Origin of the sequence: Dyadobacter pollutisoli (assembly GCF_026625565.1) — a bacterium.
GTDB classification, from domain to species: Bacteria; Bacteroidota; Bacteroidia; order Cytophagales; family Spirosomataceae; genus Dyadobacter; species Dyadobacter pollutisoli.
The window spans coordinates 2,501-23,302 of the sequence record NZ_CP112998.1 but is presented as its reverse complement, the minus strand read 5'-3'; the positions used below and the strand labels follow the sequence as shown (position 1 = coordinate 23,302).

Here is a 20,802-nt window from a genome sequence, read left to right as displayed (position 1 = left end):
ACCGTTTTGAACACATCAATGTCCCTCTCCAGAAGCACTTTTCCGGTGCTCATCAGAGGGGAAAGGCTGCTGGTACAATTTTGGTAAAGAGTGTTGTTGCAACATTATTGTTGTAGTTAATTGCTCATTTGTGGTTTACTTTGGGTTTTGAAAACCCCAGGGTACAGGTTTTCACTCCGTTACCATTAAAAACTCTTCTATTCATGAATGATGTTGCTATTGATTTCAGTAAGGTTCACCAGATCCAGGTTTTCGGGATTACTATTATGGAACCTTCCACTGTAATCACAAGTCTGATGATGACCGTAATATGCATCTATGCATTTTTTCACCTCAACAAACTCGGTCGTGCACACAGAATGTATAAACAGATCCAGTACTTCTTCCTCTTCATGGCCATCGCCACGGCGATCGGGGGGGTCTTGGGACATGGCTTTCTATACCTTACCGGCATGAGAGGAAAAATCCCGGGCTGGTTTGCCAGTATGATTGCGGTAGCGCTTTTTGAAAGGGCTGCGATCTGGCATATTAAACCACTATTGCACAAACGCGGAGGCTTACTATTAGGCTGGCTTAATTACGTGGAACTAGCCATTTTCTTTGTGCTGGCATTTGTAACGCTGAATTTCGTAGTCGTAGAAATCCATGCTTTTTATGGCTTGTTTCTAATGCTGTTCCTGATCGAGATCTATGTTTACAAGCGTCGGAAAGACCCTGGCAGCGTGAATATATTCATCGCCACTTTCATGGGTGCATTAGCTGCCGGCCTACATGCATTGAAATTCAGCTTCGGGCCGTGGTTCAACTATAATGATATCAGCCACATTGCGATGGCCGCTTCGATCTGGTACTATTACCAGGGCGCGAGACATATGACCTATTATGGGGAGGAAATGGTCGTTCCGGAAGAAGTGATCGAAAGCGAGAGCTGACATATTTACCCTGATACCAAAAAGAGGATGTCCGACAACCGGGCATCCTCTTTTTGCTGATAACGAACCTAAACCTACTTGTTGGGCTGAGGCGTGTAGCGGAGGTATGGCTTCACAATGTTGAGGCCTTTTGTAAATTTCTTTTGCGCATCTTCCGTGCTCACAGCAGGAACCACGATCACATCTTCGCCATCTTTCCAGTCAGCCGGAGTTGCTACTGAATAGTTGGCAGTCAGTTGAAGTGAGTCTACCACACGCAGGATTTCATTGAAATTACGTCCTGTTGAAGCAGGGTAAGTCAATGTCAATTTGATTTTTTTGTCCGGACCAACGATAAATACTGAGCGAACCGTTGCTTTTTCGCTCGCATTCGGGTGGATCATGTCATATAGCTGAGCAACTTTGCGGCCCTCGTCGGCGATGATCGGAAAGTTAACTTCTGTATTATTTACCTCATTAATGTCCGGAATCCAACGGTGGTGTGAATCAATATCGTCCACGCTCACTGCAAGTACCTTTACATTGCGTTTTTCAAACTCTCCTTTCAAAAGAGCAGTCTTACCCAATTCAGTCGTACATACCGGAGTAAAGTCGGCAGGGTGAGAAAAAAGCAAGCCCCAGCTGTCTCCCAGCCATTCATGAAATTTAATGGTTCCCTGTGTGGTATTTGCCTCGAAATCCGGTGCAATATCTCCAAGTCGAAGTGACATAATGATTAAGATTTAAAATGAAACATTTAATCTACCAAAGATGTAGAGTTTAACACAAAAATAAATAATTAGTTTCATTTAAATGCCAATCGGGACATTAATAAATCTAATGATGACCGAATATGATTCTTATCATAATAGCCGCCTGATAATGTTGGCCTTACCCGATTTTAACCCGATTTTAAGGTGCCTTTAATTGCGTTTTAATTGCATTTGATCTCTTTTGAGTAACATTTGGAAGGCAGGGTGCAGGCTTCCATTCCCGAAGTGGTCACGGACAAATAAAAACGCCATCAACAAGTCAATGGAAGCTCACAAAAAATCTTTCGACGAACATGAGGTACTGCACGAGTTGAAGCATTTTTTACCAGCCCAGGCTCCCCTGAAAAACTTTATCCACCACAATACACTTCATGCTTTTCAAACCTTCAAATTTCATGACGGGCTTCGGAGAGCATCTGAAATATTTGGCTACAAGGTTTCTCTTTCCATTGAAGAGTACCGTGCGCTTTTCAATGCAAAAAGAATCACGCAGGACATTCTTGAAAAAGTATTGTTGGAGAAAAAAGGTGCCAGCAACACGATAGAGTGGCGTGACAAGGTGCTGTTTAAGAAATTTCTGCCGTCTGCATCGCCCAGGATCGGCGCTTTGAAGGCTAACTGGATGCGACAGTACCGCATCGATCTGGATTCAGTCGTTCATCCCATTCTGTTCCGTATACTCTGCAGCTATCTCGATCAGGGCATTTCTATCTGGAATTTTCCGGTGCGCGAAAAAGGTTTTCTGGCCTCGATCCGTGAAATGGAGGAAAATAGCTTTGTGAGTATTTTCAAAACCAACAGAGCTAAAAACCTGCTCTTGTATACTGAATGTTCCATTTCAGACCTGCTGGCGGTTGTAGTCGGCGACGAATCGCTCTACGAACAATATCTCTTCGATCAGCAATTCGCCCATCAGGGATGGTCCGGCATGGTTTCTGCCATTGAAGACCAACCGGAAACTTTGCTCGATACCAGAAAAATCACACTGCACGACCTCATTTGTTTCGAACTGCTTTTAGAAATCGACGCGCTGGACAGGCATTTCAAAGAGAACTGGACGCCACTCGCCGGCAAAATCACTGAAAAACCGGTTGAATTGTTTACAGAAGTAGCTGCTACTGAAATGAGCGAAGTCATAAGTATCTGGCAGGAAGCTTTTGAATGGACCTACTATGACCAGGTTCTTGCAGCCATTAAAAATCAGAAAAAAGAGATCAAGGCCATTGAAGCCAAAACTTTTCAGGCCATATTCTGCATCGATGATCGTGAAGGATCCCTGCGCCGGTGCCTCGAAGAATTTGATCCGCAATGCGAAACATTCGGCACGCCCGGTTTTTTCGGAGTTGAGTTTTACTACCAGCCGGAAGAAGGCAAGTTCTATACCAAAGTTTGCCCTGCACCGGTAACCCCAAAATATTTGATCAAAGAAATAGGCTCCACTACCAAACGAACGCAAGATGCGCATTTCAGTAAGCATTCGCATTCTTTCCGCAGCGGCTGGCTCGTTTCAAAGACACTTGGATTCTGGTCGGCGTTTAAGCTGGCGGCCCATATTTTCAGGCCTTCTGTCACGCCCGCCGCTGCTTCGTATCTGAAACATATGGACCGATTTTCGAAATTGACCATTGAAAATAAAAGCCTCGACGATCGAGAAAATGGCTTGCAGATCGGTTTTACGATTGAAGAAATGGCGGACCGTGTGGAGAGTGTTTTGAAAAGCATCGGTCTCGTCAAGAATTTTGCACCGATCGTATATGTGATCGGACATGGGTCGAGCAGTGTGAATAACCCACATTATGCTGCATACGATTGCGCTGCATGTGCCGGAAGAGCAGGTTCTGTCAACTCTCGAGTGCTTTCGTATATGGCCAATAGCGATTCGGTGCGCACGATCCTGCATTCACGTGGCATTACAATCCCTCCCGAAACGCAGTTTGTGGGAGGCTTGCACGACACCACCCGCGATGAGGTCGTATTTTATGACGAGACGTCACTTTCGCCTGCAAATCACGAAGGTCATAAGATCAATGAGGCGGTATTGATGAAAGCGTTGGACTATAATGCAAAGGAACGTTCAAGGAGATTTGAATTCATCGATACGAGCCTGAGTCCACAAAAAATCCACTGCAAGATGCGTTTGAGATCGTTATCGTTGTTCGAGCCGCGTCCCGAGCTGAACCACGCGACCAATGCCCTGTGCATTATTGGAAGAAGGAATTTGACCAAAAACCTGTTCCTGGATCGTCGTGCATTCATGAATTCGTACGATTACTCGATCGATCCCGAGGGCAATTATTTGTTCAATGTATTGAAAACAGCTGCGCCGGTTTGCGGCGGTATCAATCTTGAATATTTCTTTTCACGTGTCGACAATCACAAACTGGGTGCCGGTACAAAGCTCGCGCATAATGTAATGGGGCTCTTCGGTGTCGCCAATGGCATTGACGGCGACCTTCGTCCGGGACTTCCCAGTGAGATGATCGAAATACACGATCCGGTGCGGTTACTCTTCATTGTCGAGCAATTCCCCGAAGTAATCCTCAACGTGATCCAGCGGCTTTACGCCGTGTACGAATGGTTTATCAATGAATGGATACACCTGGTAGCCGCTAACCCGGAAACACATGAGCTTTCAGTTTTTAAAAACGGTGAGTTTGTTCCTTATTCTACCCGTTTATTCCATACATTAAAGATCTTAGCTATCGGCGGTTAGTACTCAGTAAGCCGCATTTTCTGACCATATTGATTGTCGATAGCTTACCCTGAAAGTCATTATTATATGATATCTCTGATTCCGTTTTTAGTTCTTCTTCCGGTCATTGGATTTCTGGTCAGTGTTCTGATTTCCAGTAAAAAGGAGAACCTTATTTCCCGGGTCACCTTTTCCACGGTCGGTCTACATATGGTCGCGACGATGTTTTTCCTGGCGTATTGGATTTTGCATGATCATCCCGTTTTAGACAAAAAGGATATCCTGCTTTTCAAATCGCCGGGATACGAGATTTTCATTGATTTCTATTTTGATAAAATAACCGCTACCTACCTCTTTGTAGGCGCATTCCTTACCTTCCTGATCGTACTTTACAGTCGCGATTACCTTCACAGGGAAAAAGGTTACAAGCGTTTTTTCAATACCATTCTTTTCTTTTATGTGGGGTACAACCTGGTTATTTTTTCAGGTAATCTCGAAACGCTGTTTGTAGGCTGGGAAATTCTGGGTATTTCCTCATTCCTGCTCATTGCTTTTTATCGTGAAAGATATTTGCCGGTAAAGAATGCAGTCAAGGTGTTTTCGATCTACCGGATCGCTGACGTCGGCCTGATCCTCGCCATATGGGCGAGCCACCATTTGTGGCACGAAAACATTACTTTTCTCAAACTGGGAAACTATGAGGTAGTGCACGAACATTTGCAATCACGTAGCCTTCTCGGAATATTTATCTCGCTAATGATCTTGATCACGGCATCTGTCAAGTCAGCGCAACTACCGTTTTCTCCCTGGCTGCCCCGTGCGATGGAAGGCCCTACCCCATCCAGTGCTATTTTTTATGGATCACTTTCGGTACACCTTGGTGTTTTCCTTTTGCTGAGAACATTCATGTTTTGGGAACATCAGTTGTCAGTCAGGATATTAATCGGGCTGGTTGGGTTTACCACTACGGCTATCGCCACTGGAATTGCCCGGGTACAGTCGTCCGTGAAAAGTCAGATCGCCTATGCTTCCATTGCGCAGATCGGGCTGATATTTATTGAAGTAGCCGCAGGATTTGAAAACCTGGCGATGGTCCATTTTGCCGGAAATGCTTTTTTAAGAACCTATCAATTGCTCGTTTCACCATCAGTAGTGAGTTATCTGATCCGCGAGCAGTTCTATAATTTCTCGCCGCGGGTCAAATCCATTGAAGATTCTTTCCCGAAAAAACTGCAATACACCTTTTACATTTTATGTATCAAAGAATGGAACCTGGATTCGTTTTTGTACCGTTTTTTGTGGAACCCGCTCAAAATGCTGAGCGGCCGTCTCAACTTCCTGACATTCATCCGCGCGATACTGATCTTCCTTCCTGCGTACCTGATTGGATTGTTCTGTGTTTATCACAAAGAAATAATTTCGCAAAATATAAGCGCTTACCTGCCCTTTACCTTTTCCCTGATCGGTTTGATAATGGTACTGAAATCATTCACGGAAAGGTTAAGGACGCGGATGAGTTGGTTACTGGTGATAATGAACCATTTTGGGGTTGCCCTGGCAATTTCCTTTAATGAGAATTTCAGTTTTGACCAGATCCATCTTTATCTGAGTGGTGTGGTAGTTTCCGGCGTCGTTGGTTACCTCGTTCTCAACAAATTAAAATCTATTGAGAACAACATTGGGCTCGACCAGTTTCACGGCCATTCTTACAAACACCCTGGTATGGCGCTTATTTTTTTGCTTTGCTGCCTGGGTCTCTCAGGCTTCCCGATAACCCCTACATTCATTGGAGAAGACGTTATTCTCAGTCATATCCACGAAAATCAAATCATTCTGGCATCATTTACCGCGTTAAGCCTCATCATCGACGGTCTCGCTATCATTCGCATTTATGCGCTTGTATTCCTGGGACCGCATGCGAAATCCATTGATGAAATGGCTTACCGATCTTCTTAATTGTTGTTAACCTGTTCGTTTAAGTTAAGGAAACCGTCTCATGTTTAAAATGAGATGGTTTTTTGTTTAATTTGAACTATTAATCTGCTTTTTGCTTTCTGAAATCGACATCATTTCTTGTTTCAATGGCCTTAAAGCTGCCCGTTTACCTGGATAACAATGCAACCACGCCCATGGACCCCAGGGTACTGGACGAAATGCTACCCTACTTTTCTGAAAAATTCGGTAATGCAGCCAGCAAAACCCATTCTTTTGGCTGGGAAGCTGAGGAAGCTGTGGACATTGCAAGAGAGCAGGTGGCCGCGCTGGTCGGTGCGCATCCTCAGGAAATCATCTTTACGTCCGGTGCGACCGAAGCTGTAAACCTGGCTGTTAAAGGAGTTTGTGATAATGTGGCCGGCAGTGATCATCACATTATCACGGTCGTTACCGAGCATAAAGCAGTGTTGGACACCTGTAAGCACATTGAAAAAACAGGCGGAAACGTTACTTACCTGCCCGTCAAACCCAATGGCCTCATCAGCCTGAAAGAATTGGAAAGCGCGATAACCGAAAACACCATTCTCATCGCGGTAATGTATGCCAACAATGAAACCGGTGTTATTCAACCGATCAGGGAAATTGCGGCAATTGCGAGGAAATACGGGATACTGTTCCTTTCCGACGCCACGCAAGCTGTTGGGAAAATACCCGTTAATGTACAAATGGATAGTATCGACCTCATGGCATTCAGTGCGCACAAGCTGTACGGACCGAAAGGTGTCGGAGCATTGTATGTGAGGAAGAAAAATCCTTCGGTGACATTAACAGCCCAGATCGATGGCGGCGGACACGAACGCAACATGCGCAGCGGCACACTCAATGTGCCTGGAATTGTGGGTTTTGGAAAAGCCTGTGAAATTTGCAGTAACGAAATGGCTGCCGATAGCAAAAGGCTTTCAAAGCTGCGGAATGCATTTGAGGTAGAACTGCTGGTTTTAAATGATATCAGTATCAATGGAGAAGATATTCCAAGGTTACCGCATGCTACCAACATTTCATTTGGATATGTGGACGGCGAAAAAATGATTTTCGAGGCCGGCAGCGACATTGCTTTTTCACGTAGCTCCGCCTGTACCTCAGCTACATTGGAACCAAGTTATGTATTGAAAGCAATGGGGATTTCGGACGAGGCGATCCATCATTCATTCCGGTTTAGTTTTGGTAGATTTACTACCGAAGATCAAACCAACCATGCCATTAAGGTAATTTCAAAAATTGTAAAGGAACATCGTCATGAAAGAGATCACGGACATCATCAAATCGTATGAACTAGCGCTGGTTGCCGGGAAGAAAATGGCACTGGCGACAGTGGTGCACGTAGAAGGTTCGTCGTACAGGCGCCCGGGCGCACGTATGCTCGTGACAGACGACGGGCAGCTAACAGGCGCGATCAGCGGTGGCTGCCTCGAAGGTGACGCATTGCGAAAAGCACTTCTGGCTATTTCTCAACAAAAAAACAAACTGGTTACCTACGATACCACCGATGAAAACGACACCAAACTAGGCGTCCAGCTGGGCTGCAATGGAATCGTACACATTCTATTTGAACCCATTGATAAAGAGCAAACTAACAACCCGATTGAGCTTCTAAAAAAAGCAGTAGCCAAACGACAGAATGCGATCCTGATCACATTGTTCTCCATGCATTCCAGGACCAGCGACCAGCCCGGAACCTGTTTTTTACATTTGGAAACTGACAAAGAGGTGGTCTGTAATTGCGAGGGGCAGGAACTGTATAATGTACTTTTAACAGAATCGGCAGAGGCTTATAATAAGGCGGATTCCTTTTTCAAAACATTCGATCTGGGCGAAAAAAAACAGACCGTATTTGCCGAGTACCTCAACACCCCGCCTTCACTCGTCATTGCGGGAGCCGGCAACGATATTATTCCATTGGTTGAAATGACCAGCATTCTGGGTTGGGACATTACTGTCGTGGATGGACGTGCCGGACATGCTACCAGGCAGCGTTTTCCGAAAGCTACTCAGGTTTTGGTTTCACGGGCCGAAGATGTTCTTTCGCATTTAAAGACCGATGAAAGAACTTTTTTTGTGCTGATGACCCATAATTACAACTATGACCTGTCATTACTCAAACAACTGATATTCCTCGAAGAATGCACCTATATCGGTACATTGGGTCCCAAAAAGAAGCTGGAAAGAATGTACACCGATATGCTCGCAGAGGGCATTATGGTTAGCGAATCGCAAAAAACAAAAATATACGGACCCGTTGGTCTGGACATTGGTGCTGAAACTTCCGAAGAAATTGCCCTGTCCGTGCTGGCAGAGATCAAAACGGTTCTGAACAAGAAAAGTGGGTTGCCGCTGCGTGACAAATCAGAGCCTATCCATAACCGGTCGGACCAGCAAGTAAAGTACTCCGAATCCGACAAGGAAGAGTTTCTTTGCGCAGTGACAACTGCACTTCCCTGACATGGAAATGTTATCCGCATATGCCATTATTATCCTTGCAGCGGGTAATTCTTCGCGGCTGGGCGAACCAAAACAGCTTCTAAAATATCAGAACAAAACCCTGATCCGGCACATTACCGAGGCAGCGGCTGAGACGGTCGGCAGCAATGTGATCGTGGTGACAGGCTCAAATGCCGAGCTGATTCAAAACGAAATCGACGGCTTATCATTCCAGCTGGCACACAATGCCGATTGGCAGGAAGGAATGGCTTCTTCCATTGTCACGGGCGTTTCAAAACTCATTACATTAAATCCCCAATGCCAGGGTGCGGTCATTGCGGTAAGCGATCAGCCCTTTGTTACCTCTTCCCTATTCCGCGATCTTATTCAAAGTAACATTCAAAACGGTTCCGGGATTGTGGCTTCTTCCTACGACCAAACCGTGGGCACGCCTGTATTTTTTTCCTCCTCTTACTTTCCCCAATTATTGCAGTTGACGGGAGTAGAAGGCGCGAAAAAGCTGATCAAACGATTCGAAAGTGACGTTACTACCATTTCTTTTCCACTGGGTAGCATTGATATCGACACTCAGGAAGACTACGGAAATTTACTCTCACTCAGCTAATTCAAAAAAATTCGGAAAAAATTTGCACAATGTAATCAACACCTTTACATTTACAGTGTACTATTTAACTAGAACACTAAAACAATCAGACTATGATCCACCTCGACGGTATTTCTTTTGGATATAGTAAGCATCACCAATTGTTTGAAAACCTGACGCTGAACCTGGAATCTGGTCACATCTATGGTTTGCTTGGCAAAAATGGGGCGGGTAAATCCAGTCTATTGCGCAATATGGTCGGGCTGTTATATCCATTGAATGGCAAAATCGAAGTGGCGGGGTATGAGCCGCGCAGACGGCAACCTGCCTTCTTACAGGATGTGTTTTTTATCCCGGAAGAAATTTACCTGCCGTCGGTAACAGTAGACAAGTACCTGGATATGTTCGCGCCGTTTTATCCGAAATTCGATGAAAAACAATTCAGAGGATACATTGCAGAGCTGGACATTCCTGAAAAGAACAAGCTTACGGGCATGTCGTACGGACAGAAGAAAAAGGTGCTGATCGCGTTCGCGCTTGCGACCAATACCCGGGTGCTTATTATGGATGAGCCAACAAATGGCCTGGATATTCCTTCAAAAAGTCAGTTCAGAAAACTGGTTTCATCGGTATTGGATAAAGACAGATTGATTCTGATTTCGACTCACCAGGTTCGTGATCTTGACAATCTCATTGATTCCATCATTATTCTGGAAGACAGCCAGATCTTGTTGCAGCACAGTCTCGACGTAGTTACTGAGCGGTTGTGTTTCGGCACACTAAGCAATGTCGAGTTTGACAATCGGGTTTTGTATTCAGAACCTTCTCTACGTGGCTATAAAGCTGTTTTCGAAAATTCTGAGCAGGAGGATAGCCGTGTTGATCTGGAATATCTGTTCAATGCGGTCATGGAAAATCCCGAAAGGATACGGAAAATTTTCAATAGCAAGTCATGAAAACGATCATCATAACATTGCTGACACTCTTGATCCTGTCGCTGCAACACAGTTTTCCTTTTATCATTTAGATCCTTTTTAGCCAATTCTGATACTATGAACCAAACATTTGACATCCATCGCTTTGTGACGATGATAAAGCTAGATATGGCCGAAAGAGGTAAAAACTATCTTGGGCTGGCAGCTCTTTTGGCTGTATCATTACTCTTCATGCTGGTTCCCATAGCATTGTACAGGGAACAAAACGGGCTACGGGAAGCACTGCATTACATGGCACTCTTCATGATCGTGTTGTTCGGGAGTAGCCTTTATACCAGTTCAGCTTTATCGCAATACAGCGCTTCTTCTACCGGCATATCAGCATTGATGGTTCCTGCGTCCAGACTTGAAAAATTCCTCAGCTCGTTATTATTTAATCTAATTTTCATCGTCACGTTCCTGATTTTTTTCACGCAGCTGCATTATCTTACGATTGATATCGCGAATGCGAATATGATCAACCCTAACCACCAGTATACCTACATTAACATCGATTACCTTCGCTACTTAACCTATTTTTACTTTATAATGCATAGCGTTGTGTTTCTGGGGTCAATATATTTTTCCAAGTCCTCCTACGTAAAAACCGCCTCATTATTTCTGCTTACCTGTCTTTTTCTCTTCGTGTTACATATTGTTCTCGTCAACAATTTCACATCCTACCCTGACAAGACGCAGACTTTGCCATGGGCTGGCTGGCGGGTATGGAACTTCCACATTGAAGGTGTTACTGTTTTCCAACAGGACACTGAGTTTTATCATGTCGAGTTTCCCTATGGTATCTACATTTTGATGCAGGTCTTCGCAGTCTTGCTCGCCGTGGGTTTTTGGGGAGTGGCCTATTTACGGTTAAAAGAGAAACAACTTTGATCTGGCATACGAATGGAATTTAAAGACAAACAGTCTATATACTTACAGATCGCCGACTACCTCTGCGAGCAGATATTACTTGGAAAATGGCCTCCTGGAGAGCGTATTCCCTCCGTCAGGGATTTAGCAAGTGCCTTAGAGGTTAACCCCAATACGGTCATGAGAACTTATGATTTTCTTCAAACCAGAGAAATTATATTTAATAAAAGGGGAATTGGGTATTCGGCAGAGGATAATGCAAATGAGAAGATCCTCAACTATCGAAAGGAAAGGTTTCTCGAAAGCGAGCTGCCCGAATTTTTCAAGACACTCTATCTTTTGAATGTAAGTATTGAAGAGATCGAAGCCCGATACTCCAAATTCATAGCAGAAACCTATCCAGTCAACAGTTAATAACGAATTTATGAAAGCTAGCAATATTCTTTTGGCCGTGCTGATATCCATGGTTTTGCTCATCACCGTGGGTTCCAATTTGGTATTAAAGGCAGAATTTGACAATATAGATAGAAAGAATCCCTACGCGGGCTACAAAATGGAGTCTCTTAAACCTTTTAAACATGTAAAACTGGAAGGAAAGGAATTGGGCTTAACCGAGATACGGCAGGGCGACACGTACGAGATCAGAATGATGCCCGAACACCGTTATCTGGACGTGGACGTAGTGGGAGATACTTTGAGACTTACTTACAAAAGGGACGGATCACCTAATGGGCTAACTTCTGCAATGAAGCTCAACTCAGTGCCGTCATTCTACATTTTCGCGCCTACTATCACCAGTGTAGAGGCTGAAGATATTACCTGGAAATTACGAGATTGGAAAGGTGAAAACATGCTTATCAACCAAAATGGCAGCGGATTTGGCCTTGTCGACAATGACATCAAGAATTTGAATGTACAGGTCAGCAAAGGTGCTTTTGCCAAACTCGAAGCAAAGAATGCTTTCGGAACGGCAAACATGGCTGTAAAAGACAGCAGTACCCTGCTAATCGAAAAAGACGTTTTGAAGACGTTCAATGCAAAAGTTGATAGTTCAGCACATATCAGCCTACCCGGAAGCCTGCTCAGGAAGATGGGCCCACTATAGGATCCTATATCCCACTAACCCAGGGTTTAAACCCTGGGCTTGGACGCCGGAGATGGCTGCGCCCTCCTACTTAATCCCCAGCATTAAACTTGCACCTCCGGCGTTGGTCGTCGGCAGTACGCCATTCCATTTGGCGACCCATTCTTGCTGGATCAGCAATGGTGTAATGGTTTTCTGGCGAAGTTCGTTGGCTTCCGCTTCTGCCCGGGCCTTGATCAATGTCGCTTTTGCCTGACCTTCTGCCCGCGCAATGATCACTTTCGCTTCTGCTTCCGCTTGTTTTGCCATGTTTTCCGCTTTCAGTCTAGCCTGAATCGAAGTATTCTTTTCATCGATCATCTGACGAAGGGATGGAGGAGGCGTAATCGCGGAGGTTAACTGGTCGTAAATGAATCCGTCTTTTCCCAATGTTTTCGTCAATACATTCTGAACACGGTCCTCAAACACTTCCCTGTTCGACATTACACTGTCGGAAGTGAATGAATTGGCTACGATGCGATAGGCGTCGTAAATGGTATTTTTCATAAAACCCTGCTGAATCTCTCCTAACGGTCTCCTGTATTGGCGGTAGATCTGTGGGACTTTGTCAGGATTAATATGGTAGTTCAGTTTTGGGTCAACTTTAAATTCCGCTGCGTCTTTGGTGGTGATAACAAACGAATCATAGTCAACACTCTGTGTATAAGTAGGGAATTCAATGATTTTGGTAGTCCACGCATTGTACCACACGCGGCCGGTTACCAATGTGATATTATCTACACCTTTATCAGTTCCGTACAAGTTAATTCTGATCCCGACATTTCCTGCATCAATATTTTCGAATGTAAATGGTTGAATCACCACGACAATTATCAAAAGAACAAATGCCGCAACTCCAATCATAATTTTTCTACCGAGAGTCATCATAGTTTAGATTTTAAAAGGTTAATAAACTGACTGAAATCCGCCACCAATAAGTAAATGGCCACGCCAATGATCCCTAAACCGCCGAAAACAAGCAGGTCGGACTGGGCATTGACAAGTTGGAGGGAATAGGTAATCAGGATGATTACGGCGATAATTTTAAGAATGTGTACCATGTTTGTGAGGTTTGTTTCCAATAAAAGTAACATTCCCACAAGTATAGATTCCATTGTTTTTATCTAATGGTATTCTGGAATGTTGAACGCATAAAAAGCCTTATAAAACAATAGGAGCACACCAGATGGTATGCTCCTATTTGCTTCATTCTATGCTACGATAGGCTCAGATCAAAGCTGCTGCTGCTTCATCGATAAACCAATGTAATTGTCCTTTTGCAGGCTTAATGATCTGCGACGGATAAAGATCCAGATTTTGCTCGCCTTTCAGCACATGTTTCAGCGTCTCAGCCTTGCCAGCACCGGTTGCCAGAAAAGCCACACAAGCAGCTTCATTGACCAAAGGCGCTGTAAGGGTAATGCGGTACATATCCTGCGCAGCGAGAAAAAAGGCTTTTACCCAATCATTTTGCTCATGAATTACCTGAGTTCCTGGGAACAATGATAATGTATGTCCATCGTCACCCATGCCAAGCAACACAAAGTCAAATGTAGTTTCTGAACCGTTAAAATACGTTTTCAGTACCTGTTCATATTCCGCAGCTGCCAGTTCCGGCGCAATGTCTGTGCGCATTACGTGGATATTTTCAGCTACAACAGGTACCTTGTCCAGCAATTCGTCGTAACACATGCGTGCATTATTACGCGAATCTTCAAAAGGTACTGCGCGCTCGTCACCCCAGAAAAAATGAATGCGGTTCCACGGAATCGATTCGCTATAAGGCGCCTCTGCAAGCAATGCGTACAATTGCTTGGGGGTACTGCCACCTGACAAAACAAATGTAAAGCGATCCTGCTTGCCCAGCACTTCCTGAATGTATTCCGAAAACCACTCAGCCAGCTTGCTGCTCAGATCTTTTGAATTCTTACCAATATGTATTTCCATGCGTCAGGGAATTGGCGGTACGTTGATCCAGGTATGCCCGTCGCGTGCGATCAATGCATCGGCACCGTCTGGGCCCCACGAATCTGGCGCATAGTTCGGGAAGTCCTGAGGAATCCTGCTTTCCCATGTTTCCAATATTGGCATGATCACTTTCCATGCAGCGTCCACCTGGTCGTTACGCATAAACAATGTTGCATCCCCCTCTAGTACGTCAAGCAGCAAAGTCTCGTATGCCTCGGGAGCATGCTCGCCAGCCACTGCGTCGTAGTCAAAAGTCATATCAACAGGGTCCAGCGTCATGGTTTGACCGGGACGTTTGGCCTGGAAACGGATACTGATATCCATATTGGGTTGAATACTGATAGTCAACCTGTTCGAGCGCCATGATTCTGCTGATTCCGATGGGAATGCGTAATGTGGTGCAGGCTTGAACTGCAAAGTAATGTGGGTAGCTTTCTGATTCAGGTACTTACCGGTACGAACATAGAAAGGTACTCCCTGCCAGCGCCAGTTGTCAATATAGAATTTCGCAGCGGCAAAAGTATCGATGTTTGACTGTGGGTTAACACCTTCTTCCTGACGGTATCCCACCACTTTCTCACCTTTTTTCCAGCCTCCCGAATATTGTCCGCGAACGGCAAAGTCATGTACCTGGTCTTTGGTAATACGGCGGATCGCGTTCAGTACGTCTACCTTCTTATTGCGGATCTCATTGGCGTCGAAGGATACCGGTGGCTCCATCGCGATCATACAAAGGATCTGAAGAATGTGGTTTTGAACCATATCGCGCAACGCTCCCGCATGTTCAAAATAGCCACCTCGTCCTTCCAAACCAACGCTTTCAGCAGCTGTGATCTGGATATGGTCAATGTAATTGCGGTTCCACAATGGCTCGAAAAGCGCATTGGCAAAACGCAATGCAAGGATATTCTGAACGGTTTCTTTACCCAGATAATGGTCAATTCTGAAAATCTGCTCCTCCGCAAACATGCCCGAAAGCAATTGATTCAGTTCGTGCGCACTTTCGAGATCATGGCCGAATGGTTTCTCAACAACGATCCGGGTAGTACTTTTATCATGACATATTTGAAGTGCCCCAAGTTTCTGAGCTATAGAAGGTACCAGTTGCGGAGCTACCGCGAGGTAAAAGATCACATTGGGATGTACTCCCCATTCCTCTTCTTTTTCTTTTACAAGATCCGTAATCTTGTGGTATGCCGCCGCATCATCACCGTCCATTTGTAGGTAGGAAACGTGCTGGCTGAACTCAGTCCAATGACCATTCTGCTTTCCTTTGCGACGCGAAAATTTGGTCACACCATCCAGCAAATGTTCGTGGTAAGCCTCATTGGTATAAGGACTTCTTCCGATACCTGCAATTGCAAATTGCTCAGGCATCCAGTTGTCCAAAAATAAATTATAGAGCGCCGGAGTAAGTTTTCTGTAATTAAGGTCCCCGCTTCCCCCGAAAATAAATACTATCGAGGCAGGAGGACGTTTATTGCTTTGCATATAATTTCCGATTTATTGTTGACCCCATTCTGTATGAAATGTACCGGGGATATCAGTACGTTGATAAGTATGCGCTCCGAAATAGTCACGCTGGGCCTGGATCAGGTTCGTTGGCATTCTTTCGCTGCGATATGCGTCAAAATATGCCAGAGAAGCCATTAGGGCCGCTGCCGGAGTTCCTGATTTCGCCGCGAAAGCTATCAGAGAACGCGTATTATCTTCTACCGATTTAACGAGTGAAGCTACTTCTTGGTTCAGTAAAATATTGGATAATTCCGGTGACTGGCGGTATGCACTGGTGAATACTTCCAATAAGGAAGACCTGATAATACAGCCTCCTCTCCAAACACTTACCACTTCCGGTAGCGGGATATCCATATTTAAGTCCTTGGACGCCTGAAACAACATGGCAAGTCCCTGTGCATAGCTTAGGATTGTGGCAAAATACAGTGCATCATGAACCTGCTGGATCAATTCATCGATATCACCAGAAAAAGTCGCATTGCTACTGTAAAGCTCAGATGCCTTCACTCTTTCATCTTTATATCCCGACACCGTGCGCATTGCGACAGCCGTATCAATCACCGGCACCGCCACCGGCAGCTCCATTGAATCCTGGGAAGTCCATTTCCCGGTACCTTTCGAACCTGCTTTGTCAGAAATGACATCTACCAGATGCGCATCGGTTTTATCATCTTTTTGCAAAAATATATCAGCAGTAATTTCAACCAGGAAAGATTGAAGCTTACCTTCATTCCAGCTCTTGAAAACTTCATGCAATTGCTGATTGCTCAGTCCTGCATATTTCAAAATGGCGTATGACTCGCTGATCAATTGCATAATCGCGTACTCGATACCATTATGAACCATTTTCACATAATGACCTGCGCCTTCCTTACCTAAATAAGCAACACATGGAGTATCTCCCACTTTGGCTGCAATGGCTTCGAGCATTGGTCGCACATTTTCATACGCCGACTGATCTCCGCCAGGCATAATGCTCGGGCCTGTACGGGCACCTTGCTCGCCGCCAGAAACACCTATACCCATAAAATGGATTTCCTTATCACGAAGGTATTTCACCCTCCTCAAAGTATCTGTATAATGAGAATTTCCTCCGTCGATAATGACATCACCTTTTTCCAAAAGTGGTAACAATGATGCAATCACATCGTCGACGGGCTGGCCTGCCGGAACGAGCATCATAACCTTCCGGGGCCTCTGCAAAAGCTGGATCATTTGCGAAAGCTCGGACACTCCCTTTACCGTTGTTCCTGGCGTTGCCGAGGCCTCCAAAGCAGAGTTTTTAGCTTTATCCTTATCGAAACCGACAACAGAAAAGCCATGATCAGCCATGTTGAGCAACAGGTTTCTACCCATTACACCCAGCCCGATCATTCCAAAATCGAATAAGTTCTTTGACATAATTTAAGCGTCTTGAATAAAGAAGTTGCAATAATAAAGGAATTTACGCTACCCGATTCGCTTTGTAGCTAATTTTATCTACTATCGTCTTGAAGCATAGTCATTAGTGACTATAACAAGAGTTATCGCTGGCAGATCCTAGTTAATACAGCATGATTAAATTGGATCATTTTCTTGCCACTCAATTTCTCCTTACCAAGTCATTAACTTCCTGTCTGTTCGGTAAACTTAAATAGACAGACTCAATGTAAAAGGTAGCCTTTTTGACGCATAGGCATGCTTCTTTAAAATCGTCAATTTCCGTTACTAAGATTCCTCCTTCCAATAAAATCTCGTAATCCGTTACCAATAGCTCGGAATTTGTAGCTAGATACCGGCATGAAGAAATCAAAGCATATATTATCTGCATATCTTCCTCGTTGGGATTCCTCAACTTCCGGGTTAGCCCTTCTACCTGCCTGCTAATGCCTTCCATTACACCTGTGGAAAGCACAAACCAGCGGCGGATATGATTGATGCGGCCGAGGTTTTCGGCCGACGGGTTTTTCGTCAGATCTTTCAAGGCTTTTTTAAATTCCTCAAGGTTAAAATCATTGGATGAGGAACTGCTTAGTTTTTCTCTGAATTTTCTGATTGGCTTGCCCATTTGAATGAAGATGATTAGAAAGTGTGAATCCCTTTTCGCTCGAAAAGGGATAATCTAAATCTAGGTGAAGACCTTCCTATTAGGAATAAATACCAGTCAGAGGCGGAGTTGATTTATTTAATGGTAAAATAAATGCGAAAAACAACGCCAAAATGTCGGAAAATAAAAGACGCTACTAAAACCACTGACGACGAGAGCTTGTGGAGATTGCCGAATTCTTGCCGGGAAGAGGTGAATATCGTGGCATCAGGCACAAAAAAAGACCATCCTTATGAGACGGTTTTTGAGATGGTATTGTGGCGGCTACCTACGCGGCCCGACCTACTTTACCAGGTTTGATCGGGGACGCCCAGTCCAAGTATCATCGGCGGTTCTGGGTCGGGCCACGCTGGCTGGGCGCCCCCGGCTTAGGCAGCCCCGCTTAACTTCTCTGTCCGGACCGGGCTCGCGGGCGAGTGGAAAGAGGTAAACACAAAAAAAGACCATCCTTTTGAGATGGTCTTTGATATGGTATTGTGGCGGCTACCTACTTTACCAGGTTTGATCCAAGTATCATCGGCGGTTCTGGGCTTAACTTCTCTGTTCGGGATGGGAAGAGGTGAACACCAGGCCAATAGCCACCAACAAGGTCTTTGTTGGTTATTAGCAACAATATCTTTGAGTTAGAGTTTAAAGTCTATGAGTTTAAAGTTTATGAGTATTCTTTACTCATTGACTCATGAACTAATAAACTTATAGGCTCATTTCATGTCATATTGGAAGTAGAAGAGAAAAATAAGAAGTGTAATGTGCAAGCTGTTGGGTAATTAGTACTGCTCAGCTGAATGTATTTCTACACGTACACCTGCAGCCTATCAACGTCGTAGTCTACAACGACCCTTATGTGGAAGATTCATCTTCGGGCTAGTTTCGCACTTAGATGCTTTCAGCGCTTATCTATTCCCCACATAGCTACCCGGCCATGCCACTGGCGTGACAACCGGTTCACCAGCGGTGGGTCCACCTCGGTCCTCTCGTACTAAAGGCAGCCCCCGTCAATCTTCCTACGCCCACCACAGATAGGGACCGAACTGTCTCACGACGTTCTGAACCCAGCTCGCGTGCCACTTTAATCGGCGAACAGCCGAACCCTTGGGACCTTCTCCAGCCCCAGGATGTGACGAGCCGACATCGAGGTGCCAAACCTCCCCGTCGATGTGAGCTCTTGGGGGAGATCAGCCTGTTATCCCCGGCGTACCTTTTATCCTTTGAGCGATGGCCCTTCCATACAGAACCACCGGATCACTATACCCTGGTTTCCCACCTGCTCGACCCGTCGGTCTCACAGTCAAGCCTGCTTGTACTATTGCACTCCACACACGGTTACCAAGCGTGTTGAGCAGACCTTTGGAAGCCTCCGTTACACTTTTGGAGGCGACCACCCCAGTCAAACTACCCACCATGCACGGTCCTTCTTTTAAAGAAGTTAGATCCCAGGCCAGCGAAGGGTGGTATTTCAACGTTGGCTCCTGAACGCCTGGCGACGCCCACTCACAGCCTCCCACCTATCCTACACATCCCTGACCCGAAAACAATGCAAAGCTATAGTAAAGGTGCACGGGGTCTTTCCGTCCCGTGGCGGGTAAGCGGCATCTTCACCGCTACTACAATTTCACCGAGCTCACGGCCGAGACAGTGCCCAGATCGTTACACCATTCGTGCAGGTCGGAACTTACCCGACAAGGAATTTCGCTACCTTAGGACCGTTATAGTTACGGCCGCCGTTTACTGGGGCTTCGATTCAATGCTTCTCTTGCGATGACATCCCCTCTTAACCTTCCAGCACCGGGCAGGTGTCAGGCCCTATACGTCAACTTTCGTTTTGGCAGAGCCCTGTGTTTTTGCTAAACAGTCGCCTGGGCCATTTCTCTGCGGCCTCTCATCGCTGAGGAGGCTCCCCTTCTCCCGAAGTTACAGGGTTAATTTGCCGAGTTCCTTAGCCGTGATTCACTCGAGCACCTTAGAATATTCTTCTCGACTACCTGTGTCGGTTTACGGTACGGGTTGCGTACAGCTGATGTTTCAAAAGCTTTTCTTGGAAGCGTTTTCGTGTATTCGCATCGCCCGTAGGCTCCGCTCAACGCACTATTCCGTCAGTACGTATACACCACAATACTCCGTCACTTTTTCACACTGCATGCAAGGGCAGGAATATTAACCTGCTGTCCATCGGTAGTCGCCTGTCGGCTATACCTTAGGCCCCGCCTAACCCTCCGTTGATTAGCATAGCGGAGGAATCCTTAGTCTTTCGGTGTGCGGATTTCTCATCCGCATTATCGTTACTTATGCCTACATTTGCTTTTCTCACCAGTCCAGCCCAGCTTACGCCAAACCTTCACCCCTGTGAGAATGCTCCCCTACCGATCGTATAAATACTATCGCATAGCTTCGGTAATATGCTTGATGCCCGTTTATTATCGATGCCCGCCCCGCTCGACCAGTGAGCTGTTACGCACTCTTTAAATGTATAGCTGCTTCCAAGCTAACATCCTGGCTGTCTCTGCAGTCGGACCCCCTTAGTTCAACTTAGCATATATTTTGGGACCTTAGCTGATGCTCTGGGTTGTTCCCCTCTCGGACTGGGACCTTAGCACCCCAGCCCTCACTGCCGTGTATATCATGCCCCATTCGGAGTTTGTCAGAATTTGGTAGGATTTGACTCCCCCTAGTCCTATCAGTAGCTCTACCTGAACATGACTCGACCACGACGCTGTTCCTAAAAACATTTCGGGGAGTACGAGCTATTTCTCAGTTTGATTGGCCTTTCACCCCTACCCTCAGTTCATCCGAAAACTTTTCAACGTTTACCGGTTCGGTCCTCCACGATGTGTTACCAGCGCTTCAACCTGACCAAGGGTAGATCACCAAGTTTC

The 20,802-nt window shown here is 45.5% G+C and carries 18 protein-coding genes and 2 rRNA genes (1 of these 20 running past the window's edge); 11 read left to right on the top strand and 9 right to left on the bottom strand.

The features are described from left to right. The first annotated feature begins 203 nt into the window (after positions 1-203). Positions 204-932: a DUF6962 family protein gene (locus tag ON006_RS00105; protein ID WP_244824743.1), complete on the top strand. Its 729-nt coding sequence runs from the start codon at positions 204-206 to the stop codon at positions 930-932. A 74-nt stretch (positions 933-1,006) separates the two neighbouring features. Here ON006_RS00105 and ON006_RS00100 read toward each other — a convergent pair whose 3' ends face one another. Continuing rightward, the gene (locus tag ON006_RS00100; RefSeq protein ID WP_244824745.1) at positions 1,007-1,642 is read right to left on the bottom strand and encodes a peroxiredoxin; all 636 of its coding nucleotides are present in this window, start codon (positions 1,640-1,642) and stop codon (positions 1,007-1,009) included. 304 nt (positions 1,643-1,946) lie between these two features. On the opposite strand from ON006_RS00100, the gene ON006_RS00095 reads away from it, so the two are divergent. The 9 genes from ON006_RS00095 (at position 1,947) to ON006_RS00055 (ending at position 12,342) form a co-directional block, all read left to right on the top strand. Continuing rightward, a complete protein-coding gene (locus ON006_RS00095; protein WP_244824747.1) occupies positions 1,947-4,397 on the top strand; it encodes a YbcC family protein in 2,451 nt (816 codons plus the stop codon). 66 nt (positions 4,398-4,463) lie between these two features. Continuing rightward, a complete protein-coding gene (locus ON006_RS00090; protein ID WP_244824749.1) occupies positions 4,464-6,332 on the top strand; it encodes a proton-conducting transporter transmembrane domain-containing protein in 1,869 nt (622 codons plus the stop codon). Between the two features lie 125 nt (positions 6,333-6,457). Then, entirely contained in the window at positions 6,458-7,642 is a 1,185-nt protein-coding gene (locus ON006_RS00085) for a cysteine desulfurase family protein (RefSeq protein WP_244824750.1), read from the top strand. Further along, positions 7,608-8,810, top strand: a complete 1,203-nt coding sequence (locus ON006_RS00080; protein ID WP_244824752.1) for an XdhC family protein — start codon at positions 7,608-7,610, stop codon at positions 8,808-8,810. Before ON006_RS00085 ends, ON006_RS00080 begins: the two co-directional genes overlap by 35 nt. 1 nt (position 8,811) lies before the next feature. Further along, the gene (locus ON006_RS00075; RefSeq protein WP_244824754.1) at positions 8,812-9,414 is read left to right on the top strand and encodes a nucleotidyltransferase family protein; all 603 of its coding nucleotides are present in this window, start codon (positions 8,812-8,814) and stop codon (positions 9,412-9,414) included. Positions 9,415-9,506: 92 nt separating this feature from the next. Next, positions 9,507-10,349, top strand: a complete 843-nt coding sequence (locus tag ON006_RS00070) for an ABC transporter ATP-binding protein (protein ID WP_244824756.1) — start codon at positions 9,507-9,509, stop codon at positions 10,347-10,349. A 96-nt stretch (positions 10,350-10,445) separates the two neighbouring features. Further along, complete coding sequence (locus ON006_RS00065) at positions 10,446-11,258, top strand: hypothetical protein (protein ID WP_244824757.1); 813 nt, start codon at positions 10,446-10,448, stop codon at positions 11,256-11,258. 12 nt (positions 11,259-11,270) lie between these two features. Continuing rightward, a complete protein-coding gene (locus ON006_RS00060) occupies positions 11,271-11,651 on the top strand; it encodes a GntR family transcriptional regulator (protein WP_244824765.1) in 381 nt (126 codons plus the stop codon). Between the two features lie 10 nt (positions 11,652-11,661). Then, positions 11,662-12,342: a DUF2807 domain-containing protein gene (locus ON006_RS00055; RefSeq protein WP_244824767.1), complete on the top strand. Its 681-nt coding sequence runs from the start codon at positions 11,662-11,664 to the stop codon at positions 12,340-12,342. Positions 12,343-12,408: 66 nt separating this feature from the next. On the opposite strand, the gene ON006_RS00050 is transcribed toward ON006_RS00055, so the two are convergent. The 6 genes from ON006_RS00050 to ON006_RS00025 form a co-directional block, all read right to left on the bottom strand. After that, a complete protein-coding gene (locus tag ON006_RS00050; RefSeq protein ID WP_244824768.1) occupies positions 12,409-13,248 on the bottom strand; it encodes an SPFH domain-containing protein in 840 nt (279 codons plus the stop codon). Beyond that, positions 13,245-13,475, bottom strand: a complete 231-nt coding sequence (locus tag ON006_RS00045) for a hypothetical protein (protein ID WP_244824769.1) — start codon at positions 13,473-13,475, stop codon at positions 13,245-13,247. The genes ON006_RS00050 and ON006_RS00045 overlap by 4 nt, the downstream gene beginning before the upstream one ends. Before the next feature lie 112 nt (positions 13,476-13,587). Then, complete coding sequence (pgl, locus tag ON006_RS00040; RefSeq protein ID WP_244824770.1) at positions 13,588-14,307, bottom strand: 6-phosphogluconolactonase; 720 nt, start codon at positions 14,305-14,307, stop codon at positions 13,588-13,590. Positions 14,308-14,310: 3 nt separating this feature from the next. Further along, positions 14,311-15,819 (bottom strand): glucose-6-phosphate dehydrogenase, encoded by a 1,509-nt coding sequence (gene zwf, locus ON006_RS00035; protein WP_244824771.1) that lies wholly within the window; start codon positions 15,817-15,819, stop codon positions 14,311-14,313. A 12-nt stretch (positions 15,820-15,831) separates the two neighbouring features. After that, on the bottom strand, positions 15,832-17,244 hold the full coding sequence (gene gnd / locus ON006_RS00030) for an NADP-dependent phosphogluconate dehydrogenase (protein ID WP_244824772.1): 1,413 nt from the start codon (positions 17,242-17,244) through the stop codon (positions 15,832-15,834). Between the two features lie 181 nt (positions 17,245-17,425). Then, on the bottom strand, positions 17,426-17,890 hold the full coding sequence (locus tag ON006_RS00025) for a hypothetical protein (RefSeq protein ID WP_244824774.1): 465 nt from the start codon (positions 17,888-17,890) through the stop codon (positions 17,426-17,428). A gap of 132 nt (positions 17,891-18,022) precedes the next feature. Here ON006_RS00025 and ON006_RS00020 point away from each other — a divergent pair, with 132 nt between their 5' ends. Further along, positions 18,023-18,229 carry a hypothetical protein gene (locus tag ON006_RS00020; RefSeq protein WP_244824776.1) on the top strand — a complete coding sequence of 69 codons (207 nt, stop codon included), beginning with the start codon at positions 18,023-18,025 and terminating at the stop codon, positions 18,227-18,229. A 174-nt stretch (positions 18,230-18,403) separates the two neighbouring features. Here the strand turns inward: ON006_RS00020 and rrf are convergent. Both rrf and ON006_RS00010 read right to left on the bottom strand, forming a co-directional pair. After that, positions 18,404-18,515 (bottom strand): 5S ribosomal RNA (gene rrf, locus ON006_RS00015). A 161-nt stretch (positions 18,516-18,676) separates the two neighbouring features. Then, positions 18,677-20,802: ribosomal RNA gene (locus ON006_RS00010) — 23S ribosomal RNA — on the bottom strand; it runs 694 nt beyond the window's last position.